Here is a 15,473-nt window from a genome sequence, read left to right as displayed (position 1 = left end):
CTCCGAGAAGGGGCGGGCGTTGCAGCCTGAATGCCCTGGAGTCATTCACTGGTACGATCCCCGCCATGCTGAGGAAAACCGACGTCGAACCGCTCCCCGATCGAAAAGACGATGACGAGGGCACGCCCGTCTCCGTCAAGATCCGCGAGCGCCTGAATGCAGCGCGCAAGCGCTTCAATGCCAACGACAACATCGCCGAGTTCATCGAGCCGGGCGAGCTGGAGTCGCTGCTCGACGAGGTCGAGGTCAAGATGAAGGCCGTGCTCGAGAGCCTCGTCATCGACGTGGCGAACGACCACAACACCGACAACACCGCGCGCCGCGTCGCCAAGATGTACCTCAACGAGGTGTTCCGCGGCCGCTACGTGCCGCCGCCCGCGCTCACCGAATTCCCCAATGCCGAGCACCTGAACGAGCTGATGATCGTCGGCCCGATCACCGTGCGCAGCGCCTGCTCGCACCACTTCTGCCCGATCATCGGCAAGCTCTGGATCGGCGTGATGCCCAACGAGCACACCAACGTGATCGGCCTGTCGAAGTACGCGCGCCTGGCCGAATGGGTCATGGGACGTCCGCAGATCCAGGAAGAGGCCGTGGTGCAGCTGGCCGACCTGATCCAGGAAAAGACGCAACCCGACGGCCTCGCGCTCGTCATGGAAGCCGAGCACTTCTGCATGGCCTGGCGCGGCGTCAAGGAAATGGACAGCAAGATGATCAATTCCGTGATGCGCGGCGTGTTCCTGAAGGACCCGAGCCTGCGCCGCGAATTCCTTTCCCTGTTGCCACGAAAGAGCTGAACATGCTGGTCCGTCTTCTTTACGCGAGCCGCGCCGTCGACACCAGCCCCGCGGCCATCGAGGCGATCCTCACCAAGTCGCGCACGCACAACCCGGCGTGCGGCATCACCGGCATCCTCTGCTACGGCGCCGGCACCTTCCTGCAGGCCATCGAGGGTGGGCGCGACGCGATCAGCGATCTCTACGGCCACATCCAGCGCGATGCGCGCCATAAAGACGTGGTGCTGCTGCACTACGAGGAAATCTCCGAGCGCCGTTTCGGTGGCTGGACGATGGGGCAGGTCAACCTGTCGAAGCTCAACGCCTCGACGCTGCTCAAGTACTCGGAAAAGCCCGAACTCGATCCCTACAAGGTCTCGGGCAAGGTCTCGCTGGCGCTGCTCGAAGAACTGATGGCCACTGCTGCCATCGTCGGCCGCCACTGATCCCGGTTCCGCCGGGGTGCCTCTTTCTGCCTTTGCGCTGATCCTGCTGGCCGGGATCATTCATGCCAGCTGGAACATCGCCGCCAAGAAGGCGAACGGCGATGCGCGCTTCGCATTCCAGAGCGGCGTGTTCATGGCCCTGGTGTGGGCGCCGGTGGGCATCACGCTGGGCTGGAGCGTCGTGCCGACATGGGGCACGAAGGAGTGGGGCTTCATCGCGCTGAGCGGCGTGCTGCACGTCTTCTATTACGTCATCCTGCTGCGCGGCTACCGCAAGTCCGACCTCACCGTGGTCTATCCGCTTGCGCGTGGCTCGGGGCCGCTGCTGTCGTCGCTGGTCGCGATCCTGTTCCTCGGCGAGAAGATCAGCCTCGTCGGCGTGGCCGGCATCTTCGGGGTGGTGCTCGGCGTGTTCCTCGTGGCCGGCGGGCCGCGCCTCTTTCACAGGAAGCACGACCCGGCCCAGCGCGAGCGTGTGCAGAAGGGCATCCGCTACGGTGTGCTGACCGGCGCGTTCATCGCGGCCTACACAGTGGCCGACAGCTATGCGGTCAAGTTCCTCGCGATGTCGCCGATCCTGCTCGACTACATGAGCAACTTCGTGCGCCTCGCGCTGCTGCTCCCCGCCGCGCTGCAGGACCGCGCGACGACCGCGCGCATGTGGCGCGAACAGTGGAAGTACGCGCTGCTGGTGGCGGCGATCAGCCCGGTGTCCTATGTGCTCGTGCTCTATGCGGTGCAGCAGGCGCCGATCTCGCATGTCGCGCCGGCGCGCGAGGTATCGATGCTGTTCGCCGCGCTGATCGGCGGGCATCTACTGCGCGAAGGCGATCGGTTGTTGCGACTGCTGGGCGCGCTCTTCATCGCCGCCGGCGTCGTGGCGCTCGCGCTGGGCTGAACGAAGGCGGGCCATGCTCTTCGGCTGCGATTTCTCAAGCGCGCCGACCCCGCGCAAGCCGATCGTGGTGGCCATCGGGAAGATGGCCGATACAGGCATCGTCACGCTGACCAGCCTGCAGCGCTTTTCAACGCTCGAAGCCTGGAGCCGGTGGCTGCGCGAGACGCCCGCATGGGTCGGCGGTTTCGACTTTCCGTTCAGCCTGCCGCGCGAACTGGTCGAGCACCTGGAATGGCCGCTCGAGTGGGCGCCGCTGATGGCGCACTACGCGAGCCTGAGCCGCGCCGAGATCCGCGACACCTTCGCCGCCTTTTGCGCTGCGCGCCCTGTCGGCGGCAAGTTCGCGCACCGGGCGGCTGATGGGCCTGCGGGGTCGAGCCCCTCGATGAAGTGGGTCAATCCGCCGGTCGCCTTCATGCTGCACGCGGGCGTACCGCCGCTGCTGGCGGCCGGTGCCAGCCTGCCGGGCCTGCATGTGGGCATCCACAAGGACCGCATTGCGCTGGAGGCCTACCCGGGCCTGCTGGCGCGCGAGCTGATCGGCCGCCGCAGCTACAAGAGCGACGACCTCGCGAAGCAGACGCCCGAGCGCCTCGCGGCCCGCACTGACCTGCTCGCCGCACTCGAAGCGGGTGCGACGCGGCTTGGCCTCCGCCTTCAACTCGACGCCGTTCAGCGCGCCGAACTGCTGGCCGATGCGCGCGGCGATCACATCGACGCGGTGCTCTGCCTCGTGCAGGCCGCCTGGGGCCTGGAACGGGCCGCGAGCCCCGGTCCCGGCTACGGATTGCCCGTGCAGTTCGATCCGCTTGAAGGATGGATCGTCACGGCTTGAGCCTTGTTGTCCTACACCGCTTCGGGCCTCCGGCGACGTCCCGGCCCGCGGGGTGGCGACTAGATTGAAGTGAGTGGGTCATACCGGCCCACGCATTTCATCTCACCTACACAGGAAGGAATCGACATGAACAAGGACCAAGTGGCAGGCCGCGTCGAAGAAGCCAAGGGCAAGCTCAAGGAAGTGACCGGCAAGGTTGTCGGCAATGAAAAGCTCGAAGGCGAGGGCGTTGCCGACCAGGCCGCCGGCAAGGTGCAGAAGACCTACGGCGACGTGAAGGAAAAGGCCAAGGACGCCATCAAGTCGGGCGCCGACAAGCTGTGACCGACCCAGGTTGCGCCGTCAAGGCGCAACCCATTTCTCGTTCCATTTCCATGTGAGCGATTGACCGGAGGATTCCAATGAACAAACCCCAACAACCCATGGCCATGCCGTCCTCGCGCGCATGGCTCGCCGTGCTCGTGGCCGGTGCCGCGCTGACGCTGGCCGCCTGCGACAAGTCGGACAACCGTACCGCTGGCGAAAAGCTCGACAGCGCGGTGGCCAAGACCGAACAGGCTGCAGAAACCGCCGCCGCCAAGACCGGCGAGGCCGTGAAGGACGCCAAGGCGAAGGTCGATGCCTCCGGCACCACTTCCGAAGTGAAGGAAGGCATGGCCAACGCGAAGGAAGCCGTCAAGGACGCCGGCGCCGCCGTGAGTGCCACGGTGGACGATGCTGCCATCACCGCATCGGTATCCGCTGGCCTCGCGAAGGACCCGGACCTGAGCGCGATCAAGATCAACGTCGACACCAAGGGCGGCGCGGTGAGCCTGAAGGGACCGGCACCCACGGCGGCTGCCAAGGCCCGCGCCGAGGAAATCGCCAAGGGCGTGCAGGGCGTGACCTCGGTGAGCAACGAGTTGGAAGTGAAGAGCTGATCGTTCGCTTTCCTCAACGAAAAAGCCCGGTTCGACCGGGCTTTTTCATTGGTGGGCCGTTCAGGCCCGGGTTGTCGGCCGGTCAGTGGCCCAGCCAGTCCTTCAGCTCGTCGGCATGTTCTTCCTCGTCGGAAAGAATGTCCTCGAGCATGCGGCGGGTGGTGGGGTCCTTGTCGCCGATCAGCACGATCATCTGGCGGTACGACTCCACCGCGATGCGCTCGGCCACGAGGTTGGCGCGCACCATGGCCTGCAGGTCGGTCGATTCGTCGTAGCCCGCGTGGCTGCGCTCCAGCAAATGGCCGGGTGCGAAGTCGGGCTCGCCGCCCAGTTGCACGATGCGCTCGGCAATGCGGTCGGCGTGGGCCGATTCTTCGTTGGCGTGCACCAGGAACTCTTCGGCAATCTTGGGCGAGGCAACACCGTTGGCGGTGAAGTAGTGGCGCTTGTAGCGCAGCACGCACACCAGTTCGGTGGCGAGCGCGTCGTTCAGGAGCTTGACGACGTCGTCGCGCCATGGCCCGTAGCTGGGCGTCACGGCGCCATCGTCGAGGCTCTTGCCTGCGGCGTCGATGGCGCTCTGGTCCAGCACCAGGTGCTGATGGGATTCCGCTGCCTTGGCGGAAGAAGCATCGGTTTTCATGGAGGATCCTTTCGTGGGGGGCTTGAGGTCTTCTGCATCAACGTGTTGACGACGTCAGCCACGTCGGATGTCTTGAGCACCGCTGCCAGCACGGCCGTGACCGACAGCAGCCGCCACGGCTTCACGAGCACCAGCAAGGCGCCGGTCGCCGCAGCTGCAGCCATGAGCTTGGCCGGCTCCTTGCGCGCGTAGTGTTCGAGCAGGGGGCGGGCGAGCTGGCCTGCGGCGTGGGCAGGATGACGGCGCCACCAGCGTTGCACGACGCTGCGGGCCACGCCGCCCCAGATGCTGCCTCTGCGGGAGGAGTGTTGTGCGTGCGTCGGCCCGTCCTCGGTGTCGTGGTGCGCGTATTCGAGATCGTCGTCGGCAGCGCCATCGAGCGCCGCATGACTCTGGTCGCGAGCCTCGCCGCCATGGAGTTGCCGCACGAGCGCGCGCCGCGAAATGGCCAGGCGCTGCTGTGGGGTCAGCGGGGGACGTTGGGTTTCAGTATTGGCCATGGTCGGCTCCGGCAGCGCGCAGGGCCTGGAGGTCGGCCTCCAGTTGCGAGCGAAGGTCGTCGAAACCGTAGCTCGGGCTGGGTCGCGTCGCATACCAGCCGCAGATGGCTGCAATCACCACAGCAACGGCTGGCACGGCCACCAGTACCCAGTGAAAGCTGCCATGAAGCACGCCGAGCAGCACGGCCACGCCGATCAGCCCGAGGGCCAGTATGACGCTGGCCGCTGCCAGCACTCCCGCGACGATGCGGGCGACGAGGCCACGCCCGGCTTGCGCAGATTCCTGGCGGACGAGGGCGGCGTAGTTGGCGAGGTGTTCAGCGACGAGATCCGGATGCCCGAGCACCGTGGAGAAAATCGGATGAAGCATGGTGCCGGGGATCGAGGGAACGGAAAAAGCTCAACGGATCAGTAGTCGTCCCGGCTGCGGCGGCTGGCCAGCACGATGAGCGCCGTGATGGCGGCGCCAGCAGCGGCGGCCAGCAGCACCGAGCGAACGGGCTGGTCGGAGATGTAGCGGCCGGTGACGTCGGCGGCGGCTTCGAGGCGGCGCTGCGCACGTGCGCTGGTGGTCGATGCGGCGTCCAGGCCGCGCTGAACGGCTTGCTGCACGCGGGCTGCGAGCTGCTCGACGGCAGGCTCGGCATCGCGGCGCAGTTCGCGGACCTTTTCGCCCGCCGCATTCACCGCGTTCTGAGCGTAGGCGCGGGTCGATTCGACTGCGTCGTTGGCGGTCTGGCGCGCGTCGTCGGCGAGTTGCGAGGGAGTCTTGGTCGTCGTGTTCATGTGAAAGTCCTTTTCGGGAAGATGAAATGCGGGAGCCTGTTGATCGTAACTACGCTACTTGCGTCGTAGCAAGCCGGCCAGGAAGCTGGCGATGGCGAGCACCGCGAAGATCACGAAAAGAATCTTGGCGATCCCGACTGCGCTGGCAGCGATGCCACCGAAGCCGAACAAGGCGGCGATCAGCGCGATAACCAGAAACACCACGGCGTAATGCAGCATGTGGAACTCCTTCGAGGCTTCCCTCGTTGTTTTTGAAACGGCGCATCCGGACTTCACTGGAAGCATCGGATGGCACAGGAGCAACCTTAAGTGGGGCCCCCTCGGCACCCTGTCAGCGACCGGGGGCGAGGAGCGTAGGAGACGACCGAGTCCACCCGCGCCGAGGTGTGACGCAATGCCGTGAATGGCGCTCAGGCTGGTTTGACGACGGGCAGCATCGCGCTCAAACGCGTGCCCTGGTCGGGCGTCGACGAAATCGTGAGCTTGCCGCGCGCCGCCTCCACCCGATGGCGCATGCCCGCGAGGCCGTGCGTCGACGGGCGCATGCGCTGCGTGTCGAAGCCCTTGCCGTTGTCCGAGACCTCCACGATCACGTGGTTCTCGTAGTTCTTCATCACGATGGTCGCTTCGTCGGCCTCGGCGTACTTGCTGATGTTGGTCAGGCTCTCCTGCACCATGCGGTAGATCGTGAGCTGGCGCGATTCGTCCAGCGTCACCGGCTCCAGCGCCATCTCGACCTGAATCCCCGAACGCTCGGCGAACTCGCGCCCCAGGATCTCCAGCGATGCGACCAGCCCGAGGTTCGAGAGCGACGAGGGCCGCAGGTCTTCGATGATGCGGCGCTTGAGCGCGATGCCGCTGTTGAGCAGCTCGGTCAGATGCTGCAGCCGCTGGATGGCGTCGGGCGACTCCGCCAGCCGCGACTTCAGGCGTGCCACGTCGAGCTTGGCGGCGGTGAGCAGCGAGCCGAGCTCGTCGTGCAGCTCGCGCGCGAGGTAGCCGCGCTCGGTTTCCCGCACGTCCTGCAGGTGGGTGGCCAGTTCGGCCAGCGAGGCGGTGCGCTCGCGCACCTCGTCTTCGAGCGCATTGCGTTCGCGCTGCAGGGCTTCCTGTTGGCGCTCCCCGATGGAGCGCAAGGCATGCGTCTGCCGCAGGTAGAGAAAGAAGGCGATCAGCGCGGCCAGCGCCACGATGGCCGTGCCGATGCGCGCGAGCTGCAGTGACCGGAGCACCTGTACCTGGCCTTCGTGCAGGGTCTTGTTGCTCACGTTGACCAGTTGCAGGGCCGTGGCGCGGATGGCGTCCATTTCCTCCCGTCCCACGTCGGTCGTGATGACGAACTTCCAGGCGTCTTCCTTGCCGTCCTGGCGCAGCCGAACGCTCATGTCCATTTCGGCGACCTTGCGCAGCACGTGCTTCGAAAGCTCGGCGATCTGGGCGAGTTCGGCCGGCCGGTCGATGTAAAGCTGGCGCAGGGTCGCCAGATTGCCGTCGACCTGCTTGATCGCCGTGTCGTAGGGCTGCCGGTAGCTGGCCTCGCCGGTCAGCAGGTAGCCTCGCTGGCCGGTTTCGGCGTCGAGCATGTTCTGCAGGATCTGGTTGACCACGCCGCGCCCCTTCTGCGCTTCGTCGATGTCCGCCAGGGAGCGGGTGGACTGGCGAAAGCCGGCCTCGTTGATGCCGATCAGGGCCAGTGCAGCCAACGCCGCGAGCAACAGGCTCAAGGCCATTCTGGGAGGGGCTAGCCAGTGCATGAAACTTTCAGAGCTGCGTTCAACGCAAGTTCGTCAATAATTGACAACAATTCAGGGACCGGCATGTTGCGGCCTAGATGCGCGCAACACAACGACGAAAGTAACAGATGATCAAAATTGGAATTGTGGACGACCACGCCATCGTGCGATCGGGGCTCCGGCAGTTCTTCTCCGAGCACGTGGACCTGCGCGTGGCGGGCGAGGCGGCCAGCGGGCGCGAAGCCATCGAACTCGTGCGCACCACCGAGCTCGACGTGCTGGTGATGGACCTTTCCATGCCCGGGCAGAGCGGCATCGACGCGCTGGCCATGATCCGCGCCAAGGCGCCGGACGTCGGCATCCTGATCCTGAGCGGCTACCCCGAAGAGCACTACGCGATGAACCTGATCCGCCAGGGCGCGAGCGGCTACCTGAACAAGGAATGCGATCCGATCGAGATCGTGAACGCCATCCGCACCATCTCGCTGGGCCGCCGCTACATCACGCCCGCCGTCGCCGAACTGCTTGCGCGCCAGCTCGACCGCAAGGACGACGCCGCGCCGCACGAACAGCTCTCCGAACGCGAGTTCCAGGTGTTCCTGAAGCTGGCCAAGGGTGAGACCGCGGGCGACATCGCCAAGACGCTGTCGCTGTCGGTCAAGACGGTGAGCACCTACCGCACGCGCCTGATGGAGAAGATGAACCTCTCCTCCAACAGCGACCTCACGTACTACGCGCTGAAGAACAAGCTCATCGACTGAGCTGCCGGGCTTCGGGCTAATTTCAGGGCGAAGCGCGCAATGCCTTCGCCTGAAGGATGCAGAAGTCGACCAGCGCGTCGATCTCGTTCGACTTGTCGAAGACCGCATCCACACCGAATTCGGCGCAGCGCCGCCGGATGTCGGGTGTCGCATAGTTGCTGAGCACCACCACCTTCTGGGTTGGACCGCGTGACCGGCAGGCCTGCAGGACACCGAGGCCGCTTCCCTGCTTGAGAAAGAGATCGACGATGGCAAGGTCCCACTTGTTGTCGGCGTGAAGCAGCCACGCACGTGCGTGCTCCTCGGTCTCGGCGAATCCGACGACCGTGGTGCAAGTGAGCTCTTCCAGAGTGCCAATGAGGTTTTCACGGATCGTGAGGTTGTCTTCGACGACGTATGTGTGCAATCTGGAGTCCATGCCGAGCCGCGCTTCCTCTCACGTTGGCGGGTGCAGCCCTGGCGTTTCGCTACTGGGCATGCCTGCGAAGGGAGCTTGAGGCTTCGCCGAAGCGCATCATGCAGGGTTCATGGGCCGGGCGTTGTAGGCGTGTTCCGACGACTTCGCTTGCTGCGCGGCGGCCGTAGGCAATACCGCACGGTCGGTGCGGTTGGTTGCCGACCCGTGCGCGGTTTGAAAAAGGTTATCCAAGCAGACATGGCTACGAACATCCTCGGCCCCCGCCCGCTGTGGCAAAAATTGCTGGCGTCGCTCGTGCTGCTTTTCGTCGCCTTGCTGATCGTCCTCATGTTCTTTCCCTGGGACGTGCTGCGCGAGCCCGTCAATCGCTATGTGAGCGAGAAGACCGGGCGCAAGTTCGAGATCACGCGGCGGCTCGACGTGGACCTGGGCTGGCGCGCCGCCACCGTCAAGTTCGACGGCATCGAGTTCGCCAACCCCTCGTGGGCGCGCGACCCTTATCTCGTGAAGGCGGATCGCGCCGAGTTCGACATCCGCATCTGGCCGCTGGTCACCAGCAAGATCGTCATTCCGCGCCTGGCGCTCTTCTCGCCCACCCTCGGGCTGCAGATGGAACAGGACGGGCGCCGCACCTGGGCGTTCGGCAAGGACACTTCCGACGGAGGCACCGTGCCGAGCATCGGCCTCATGCAGATCGACAGCGGGGCCATCGACTTCCTCGCCAAGCACCTGGGCGTCGACCTGCACGCCGACGTGAAGTACGACACAAGCCTGGGCGCGATGCCCCTGAGCTACCGCATCAAGGGCCGCTACAAGGGGCAGCCGCTGACGGCCGACGGGCGCACGGGCAACGTGCTGCAGATCAACGCGGCCGGCGCACCGCCGTTCCCGCTCGAAATCAACGCGGCCGCGGGCCAGACCAAGCTCAAGGCGTCCGGCACCGTCGCCGAACTGGCGGGGCTCGACGGCATCGACGCGAAGTTCCAGCTCAAGGGCCAGACGCTGGGTGCTCTTTTCCCGCTGCTGGGCATCGCGCTGCCGCAAACGTCGCCCTATGCGCTGAGCGGCGACCTCAGCAAGCGCGGCACGCTCTGGCAGGTGGCAGGGCTCAAGGGCAAGCTGGGCCTGTCCGACATTGCCGGCGACATGCGGTTCGACCAGGCCACCCAGGTGCCGCACCTGGCCGGCGACCTGCGCTCCAAGGTGATGGACATGGACGACCTCGGCCCGCTCATCGGCCTGCCGCCCACGGCGCGATCGGCCAGTGCGGTCGAAGGTGTGGCACCGCCGCCGAGCATCACGCAGGTCAAGCGACCGGTGGCGGCCAAGGTGCTGCCGACGGCGCCGCTGGATTTCGAGCGCCTGCGCGCCATGAATGCCGACGTCAAGTACACGGCCGACCGCATCCAGAACGTGCGCGAGATCCCGCTCGACCGCGGCAGTGTGCAGGTGAAGCTGAAGGACGGCGTGCTGACGCTCGATCCGCTCGACCTGGGCGTGGGCGGCGGCAAGCTGGCCGGCGCGATCCGCATCGACGCCGCGAAGAATCCGGCGGACATCCGCGCCTCGCTCGACCTGCGCGGCATGCAGCTTGCGCGCCTGTTCCCCAAGCTGGAAACGACGGGCAACAGCGTCGGCCGGCTCGACGGACGGCTCAACCTCTCGGGCTCGGGCAACTCGGTGGCCACGTGGCTCGGCGGGTCGTCGGGCGACGTGGCGGTGCTGGCGGGACGGGGCCAGTTCGGCAACCTGCTGCCCGTGTTCGCCACGCTGGTGGGTGGGGACATCATCAAGTTCCTGCTGCGCGGCGACCGCAATGTCGAGCTGCGCTGCGCGGCCGTGGCGTTCGACGTCAACAAGGGCCTGATGACCGGGCGCACGCTCGTGGTGGACACGACCAATGCGCTCTTCACCGCCACGGGGCAGGCCAGCCTCGCGAACGAGACGCTGGACTTCGTGGTTCATCCGGAGCCGAAGTCCAGGAACATCCTCTCGCTGCGCACCCCGCTGGTGGTGCGCGGCACTTTCGGTGCGCCTTCGGGCGGGGTCGAGATCGGGCCGCTGGCCGGACGCGGGCTGGCCGCGCTCGCGCTGGGCGCCGTCAACCCGCTGCTGGCGCTGGCCGCGACCATCGAGACCGGGCCGGGGCAGGATGCCGACTGCAAGGACGTGGTGGCGGAGGCCAACAAGCCCACCGCCGGTGCTGCGGCCCAGGGCGCGGCCCGGGCCAAGGGCGCGAAGCAGCCCTAAGCGTTGGAAGAAGGGCGCTGCGCGCAGACGCTGCAGTGCGGGTCGCGCGCCACGCGCAGGGTGTCGAAGCTGGTGCTGCGTCCGTCGAACATCAGCAGCTTGCCGGCGAGCGACGGGCCGATGCCCGCGAGCAGCTTCAGGGCCTCGCTGGCCTGCAGCGTGCCGATGGTCCCGACCACGGGGCCGAACACACCCAGCACCGCGCAACGCGTTTCCTCGAAGGCCGCATCGGGCGGGAACAGGCAGGCGTAGCAAGGGGAGGCCGCGTCGCGGGTGTCGTACACGCTCAACTGGCCGTCGAAGCGGATGGCGGCGCCTGCCACCAGCGGCTTGCCGTGCGCCACGCAGGCGCGATTCACGGTGTGGCGGGTTGCGAAGTTGTCGCAGCAATCGACCACCACGTCGGCTGCCGCGACGAGGCGTGACAGCAGCGCTTCGTCGGCACGCAGGGCGTGCGTCTCGATGGCAATGTCGGGGTTGATGTCGCGCATCGCCTGTGCGGCCGATTCGACCTTGGGGCTGCCCACGCGGGCGTTGGTGTGGGCGACCTGGCGCTGGAGGTTGGTGAGGTCGACCTCGTCGTCGTCCACCAGCGTGATGTGGCCGACGCCGGCTGCCGCCAGGTAGAGCGCTACGGGAGAGCCCAGTCCGCCCGCACCGATGACCAATGCGCGGCCGGCACTGACGCGCGCCTGGCCGTCGATGCCGAACTCTTCCAAGAGGATGTGGCGCGAATAGCGCAGCAGGTCATGATCGTCCATGCGCGCCCGGGTCTTCGCGATCGAAGAAACTGACGCCGGGCCGAACCGCACCTTGCGTGCGGCCCGGGTCACCGGCTTCAGTTTTCCTTCTTCTCGTCCTTGTTCTCGACAATGATCTGCGTCTTGCTCACGAGCACAGGCTGGCCCTTGAGGCGGTTGAGCGCCTGCACCAGCGGGAAGTCCTTGTCGGTGCCGAACTCGGGCGTCTTGCGGTCCTGCGGCGGCTTCTTGGCTTCTTCTTCGAGGCGCTTGCGGGCTTCGTCACGGGCCTTTTCGCGTTCCGGGTCCTTGGTTTCCGGACCCTGGCCGCTGGCCAGGTGCTTCTCGAGGTCGGCCTCGCGCATGCGCAGGGCTGCGAACGGGCTGCCTTCGGCGCTTTCGTCGACCAGCACGTTGGGCACGATGCCCTTGGCCTGGATCGAGGTGCCGCTCGGTGTGTAGTAGCGCGCCGTGGTGATCTTGAGACCGGTGTCCGGGCCGAGCGGGCGCACGGTCTGCACCGAGCCCTTGCCGAAGGTCTGGCTGCCCATGACGATCGCACGCTTGTGGTCCTGCAGTGCACCCGCCACGATTTCGCTGGCGGAGGCCGAGCCTTCGTTCACTAGCACCACCAGCGGCACGTTCTTCAGGGCCGCAGGCAGGTTGCGCAGCGGATCGCTGCCGGAGCGGCGCTGGTAGAACTCGGGCGCTGCCTTGTAGACCGACTTGCTTTCGGCCAGCTGGCCGTCGGTGGTCACCACCGTCACGTTCTCGGGCAGGAAGGCCGAGGACACCGCCACCGCCGCGTCGAGCAGGCCGCCCGGGTCGTTGCGCAGGTCGAGCACCAGGCCCTTGAGGTTCGGGTCTTCCTTGTACAGGTCTTCGACCTTCTTCACGAAGTCGTCGACGGTGCGTTCCTGGAACTGCGACAGGCGGATCCAGCCGTAGCCCGGCTCCATGATCTTGCCGCGCACCGACTGGGTACGGATCTCTTCGCGCGTGATCGTGACCGGGAAGGTGCGGCTCTCGTCCTTGCGGAAGATGGTGAGCAGCACCTTGGTGTTGGCCTCGCCGCGCATGCGCTTGACGGCTTCGTTGAGCGAGAGGCCGCGCACGGCCGTGTCGTCGATCTTGGTGATCAGGTCGTTGGGCTTGAGGCCCGCACGGAAGGCCGGCGAGCCTTCGATGGGCGAGACCACCTTGATGAGCCCGTCTTCCTGGGAAATCTCGATGCCGACGCCGACGAAGCGGCCGGTCGTGCCTTCCCTGAATTCCTTGAAGGACTTCTTGTCGAAGTACTGGGAATGCGGGTCGAGCCCGGCGACCATGCCGGAAATGGCGTCGGAAATGAGCTTCTTCTCGTCGACCGGCTCGACATAGTCACTCTTGACCATGCCGAACACGGCAGCGAGCTGCTGCAATTCCTCGAGCGGGAGCGGCGCAAGCGATCCGCGTGCGACCGTCTGCAGGGAGACGGTGGTCAGGACGCCAGCTACGGCGCCGGCGGCGACCCAGCCGGTGATCTTCAGTTTCTGGCCCATCATGAGTGGTTGTCCTTGTCGGCGGCTGTCGAACCAATATACACAGCTTGGAAGCAATTTGTTTGCCGGGGTTCCACGGGGGACCGGCACGCGGGGTTTTCTTTTTTCAGCCCTTGCCTTGCGAAGCCACCGCTGCGGCGGCCTTTTCGGCGGCTGCGGCATCGCCCAGGTAGTAGTGGCGCAGAGGCTTGAGATCGTCGTCGAGCTCATAGACCAGCGGAATGCCGTTCGGGATGTTCAGGCCGACGATGGCGTCGTCCGAGATGCCGTCCAGGTACTTCACCAGCGCCCGGATCGAGTTGCCGTGGGCCGCCACGACCAAGCGGCGCCCGGTGCGGATGGCCGGCGCCATCGATTCGTTCCAGAACGGCAGCACGCGCGCGACCGTGTCCTTGAGGCACTCGGTCAGCGGGATCTGCTCGGGCGACAGCTTGGCGTAGCGCACGTCGCTGCGTTCGCTGCGCGGGTCGTCCGCTTCCAGCGGCGGCGGCGGGGTGCTGTAGCTGCGGCGCCAGACCAGCACCTGCTCATCGCCGTACTTCTTGGCGGTTTCGGCCTTGTTCAGGCCCTGCAGGCCGCCGTAGTGGCGCTCGTTCAGGCGCCAGGAGTGCACCACGGGCAGCCAGGTGCGGTCGAGTTCGTCCAGCGTGTGCCACAGGGTGCGGGTGGCGCGTTTGAGCACGCTGGTGTAGGCCACGTCGAAGTCGTAGCCTTCGGCCTTGAGCAGCCGGCCGGCCTGCTTGGCCTGCTCCACGCCGGTCTCGGTCAGGTCGACGTCGGTCCAACCGGTGAAGCGGTTTTCGAGGTTCCAGGTCGATTCGCCGTGGCGGATCAGTACCAGTTTGTGCATGTGGGAGGCCTTTGGAAGCGCTTGGGAAAACCAGCATTCTAAAATCCCGGGTTTGCCATCCAAGGAACCCCCGTGAAATTGATCGAATTCGTCACCGCGAACTGGATGCTGATCCTGATCGCACTCAGCTCGGGCGGCATGCTGGCCTGGCCGCTGATCCGGGGTTCTGGCGGCGGGACGCTCACGGCCCAGGGCGCCGTGCAGCTCATCAACCGCGAGCGCGCCGTGCTGGTCGACGTGCGCGAACCCGAGGAATTCGCCACCGGTCACATGATCGGCGCGAAGAACGTGCCCCTGAACCAGCTCGACGAAAAGCTGGCCAGCACGGTCAAGAACAAGAACGTGCCGCTCCTCCTGGTGTGCGCCACCGGTGCCCGCGCCCAGCGCGCCGTGGCCATGGCCAAGAAACTCGGCTACGAGCAGGCCCAAGCGGTCGCCGGCGGGCTCAAGGCCTGGAAAGAGGCTAATCTGCCGGTTGAAAAGGCCTGAAACCTCCCCGAGATACAGCGTATGCAAGCAGTCAAGATGTACACCACCGCCGTTTGCCCCTACTGCACGCGTGCGAAGCAGATCCTCAAGTCCAAGGGCGTCGAGCAGATCGAAGAGATCCGCATCGACACCGACCCGCAGGCCCGCAACACCATGATGGAGATCACCCAGCGCCGCACGGTGCCGCAGATCTTCATCGGCGACACCCATGTGGGCGGCTGCGACGACCTGATGGCCCTGGACAGCCGCGGCGGCCTCGTTCCGCTGCTCCAGGCCGCCTGAAACAGGGCGTAGCCGGAACCGTCTTGCGGGCGGGCGATAATCGCCTGCTCATCCATCTGCAGCCCGCTGCGGGAACCTCTCCCCGGCGGGCATTGTTTTGATCCTCGAAAGTTCAGCCATGGCCGACCAGCAAGCCCAAGATCCCATCTTCCAGATCCAGCGCGTCTACCTCAAGGACCTGTCGCTCGAGCAACCCAATTCGCCCGCGATCCTGCTGGAGCAGGAGCAGCCCACCGTCGACATCCAGCTCGGCGTGGACGCCCAGCCCGTGACCGACGGCATCTTCGAGATCACCGTGTCGGCCACCGTGCAGACCAAGATCGGCGACAAGACCGTGTTCCTGGTCGAAGCCAAGCAAGCCGGCATCTTCGAGATCCGCAACCTGCCCGAAGACCAGATGGGCGCCATCCTGGGCATCGCCTGCCCGCAGATCGTCTACCCGTACCTGCGCGGCAACGTGGCCGACGTGATCCAGCGCGGCGGCTTCCCGCCCGTGCACCTGGCGGAAATCAACTTCCAGGCGATGTACGAGCAGCAGCAGGCACAGGCCGCCGGCCAGCCTGCTTCGACCCTCGCGCAGTAAGCCTGCACAACGCCGCCAACGC

The 15,473-nt window shown here is 66.1% G+C and carries 21 protein-coding genes; 11 read left to right on the top strand and 10 right to left on the bottom strand.

Translation table 11 applies throughout. The features are described 5' to 3' along the window. Positions 1-65 precede the first annotated feature (65 nt). The 6 genes from folE (at position 66) to GNX71_RS26410 (ending at position 3,875) form a co-directional block, all read left to right on the top strand. Positions 66-797: a GTP cyclohydrolase I gene (gene folE, locus GNX71_RS26435; protein ID WP_042579581.1), complete on the top strand. Its 732-nt coding sequence runs from the start codon at positions 66-68 to the stop codon at positions 795-797. Between the two features lie 2 nt (positions 798-799). Next, positions 800-1,222, top strand: coding sequence for a BLUF domain-containing protein (locus GNX71_RS26430; protein WP_042579580.1), 423 nt, complete (start codon positions 800-802; stop codon positions 1,220-1,222). A gap of 16 nt (positions 1,223-1,238) precedes the next feature. Continuing rightward, on the top strand, positions 1,239-2,120 hold the full coding sequence (locus GNX71_RS26425; protein ID WP_206175168.1) for an EamA family transporter: 882 nt from the start codon (positions 1,239-1,241) through the stop codon (positions 2,118-2,120). A 13-nt stretch (positions 2,121-2,133) separates the two neighbouring features. Continuing rightward, entirely contained in the window at positions 2,134-2,955 is an 822-nt protein-coding gene (locus GNX71_RS26420; protein WP_206175167.1) for a DUF429 domain-containing protein, read from the top strand. A 126-nt stretch (positions 2,956-3,081) separates the two neighbouring features. Next, positions 3,082-3,279 (top strand): CsbD family protein, encoded by a 198-nt coding sequence (locus tag GNX71_RS26415; protein WP_206175166.1) that lies wholly within the window; start codon positions 3,082-3,084, stop codon positions 3,277-3,279. A 77-nt stretch (positions 3,280-3,356) separates the two neighbouring features. Continuing rightward, positions 3,357-3,875 (top strand): BON domain-containing protein, encoded by a 519-nt coding sequence (locus GNX71_RS26410; RefSeq protein WP_206175165.1) that lies wholly within the window; start codon positions 3,357-3,359, stop codon positions 3,873-3,875. 82 nt (positions 3,876-3,957) lie between these two features. Here the strand turns inward: GNX71_RS26410 and GNX71_RS26405 are convergent, their stop codons facing one another. From GNX71_RS26405 to GNX71_RS26380, 6 genes are all read right to left on the bottom strand, one after another. Further along, positions 3,958-4,518, bottom strand: coding sequence for a ferritin-like domain-containing protein (locus GNX71_RS26405; protein ID WP_206175164.1), 561 nt, complete (start codon positions 4,516-4,518; stop codon positions 3,958-3,960). Then, complete coding sequence (locus GNX71_RS26400) at positions 4,515-5,018, bottom strand: hypothetical protein (RefSeq protein ID WP_206175163.1); 504 nt, start codon at positions 5,016-5,018, stop codon at positions 4,515-4,517. The genes GNX71_RS26405 and GNX71_RS26400 overlap by 4 nt, the downstream gene beginning before the upstream one ends. Then, complete coding sequence (locus GNX71_RS26395; RefSeq protein WP_206175162.1) at positions 5,005-5,388, bottom strand: phage holin family protein; 384 nt, start codon at positions 5,386-5,388, stop codon at positions 5,005-5,007. The genes GNX71_RS26400 and GNX71_RS26395 overlap by 14 nt, the downstream gene beginning before the upstream one ends. 38 nt (positions 5,389-5,426) lie before the next feature. Beyond that, positions 5,427-5,804 carry a hypothetical protein gene (locus GNX71_RS26390; protein ID WP_093438163.1) on the bottom strand — a complete coding sequence of 126 codons (378 nt, stop codon included), beginning with the start codon at positions 5,802-5,804 and terminating at the stop codon, positions 5,427-5,429. 54 nt (positions 5,805-5,858) lie between these two features. Next, the gene (locus GNX71_RS26385; RefSeq protein ID WP_013543146.1) at positions 5,859-6,023 is read right to left on the bottom strand and encodes a DUF1328 domain-containing protein; all 165 of its coding nucleotides are present in this window, start codon (positions 6,021-6,023) and stop codon (positions 5,859-5,861) included. 191 nt (positions 6,024-6,214) lie between these two features. After that, complete coding sequence (locus GNX71_RS26380) at positions 6,215-7,534, bottom strand: CHASE3 domain-containing protein (RefSeq protein ID WP_206175161.1); 1,320 nt, start codon at positions 7,532-7,534, stop codon at positions 6,215-6,217. Between the two features lie 131 nt (positions 7,535-7,665). Here GNX71_RS26380 and GNX71_RS26375 point away from each other — a divergent pair, with 131 nt between their 5' ends. Continuing rightward, positions 7,666-8,298, top strand: coding sequence for a response regulator transcription factor (locus GNX71_RS26375; RefSeq protein WP_007837167.1), 633 nt, complete (start codon positions 7,666-7,668; stop codon positions 8,296-8,298). Between the two features lie 22 nt (positions 8,299-8,320). Here the strand turns inward: GNX71_RS26375 and GNX71_RS26370 are convergent, their stop codons facing one another. Continuing rightward, the gene (locus tag GNX71_RS26370) at positions 8,321-8,716 is read right to left on the bottom strand and encodes a response regulator (RefSeq protein ID WP_206175160.1); all 396 of its coding nucleotides are present in this window, start codon (positions 8,714-8,716) and stop codon (positions 8,321-8,323) included. A gap of 237 nt (positions 8,717-8,953) precedes the next feature. On the opposite strand from GNX71_RS26370, the gene GNX71_RS26365 reads away from it, so the two are divergent. Continuing rightward, positions 8,954-10,966: an AsmA family protein gene (locus GNX71_RS26365; protein ID WP_206175159.1), complete on the top strand. Its 2,013-nt coding sequence runs from the start codon at positions 8,954-8,956 to the stop codon at positions 10,964-10,966. Here GNX71_RS26365 and moeB read toward each other — a convergent pair. The 3 genes from moeB to gpmA form a co-directional block, all read right to left on the bottom strand. Next, positions 10,963-11,727, bottom strand: coding sequence for a molybdopterin-synthase adenylyltransferase MoeB (moeB, locus tag GNX71_RS26360; protein WP_206175158.1), 765 nt, complete (start codon positions 11,725-11,727; stop codon positions 10,963-10,965). The two genes, GNX71_RS26365 and moeB, sit on opposite strands and share 4 nt — an antisense overlap. Positions 11,728-11,804: 77 nt before the next feature. Beyond that, entirely contained in the window at positions 11,805-13,247 is a 1,443-nt protein-coding gene (locus GNX71_RS26355) for a S41 family peptidase (RefSeq protein ID WP_206179696.1), read from the bottom strand. Between the two features lie 106 nt (positions 13,248-13,353). Further along, entirely contained in the window at positions 13,354-14,097 is a 744-nt protein-coding gene (gpmA, locus tag GNX71_RS26350; RefSeq protein ID WP_013543140.1) for a 2,3-diphosphoglycerate-dependent phosphoglycerate mutase, read from the bottom strand. 81 nt (positions 14,098-14,178) lie between these two features. Between gpmA and GNX71_RS26345 the strand changes: the two genes are divergently transcribed. The 3 genes from GNX71_RS26345 to secB all read left to right on the top strand — a co-directional run bounded on the left by GNX71_RS26345 (position 14,179) and on the right by secB (position 15,451). Continuing rightward, a complete protein-coding gene (locus GNX71_RS26345; protein ID WP_176659848.1) occupies positions 14,179-14,586 on the top strand; it encodes a rhodanese-like domain-containing protein in 408 nt (135 codons plus the stop codon). 21 nt (positions 14,587-14,607) lie between these two features. Continuing rightward, complete coding sequence (grxC, locus tag GNX71_RS26340) at positions 14,608-14,868, top strand: glutaredoxin 3 (protein ID WP_206175157.1); 261 nt, start codon at positions 14,608-14,610, stop codon at positions 14,866-14,868. A gap of 118 nt (positions 14,869-14,986) precedes the next feature. Beyond that, entirely contained in the window at positions 14,987-15,451 is a 465-nt protein-coding gene (gene secB / locus GNX71_RS26335) for a protein-export chaperone SecB (protein ID WP_206175156.1), read from the top strand. Positions 15,452-15,473 lie beyond the last annotated feature (22 nt).

It is taken from the genome of Variovorax sp. RKNM96 (genome assembly GCF_017161115.1).
Taxonomy (GTDB): domain Bacteria; phylum Pseudomonadota; class Gammaproteobacteria; order Burkholderiales; family Burkholderiaceae_C; genus Variovorax.
This window is presented reverse-complemented; position numbering and strand designations above follow the sequence as displayed.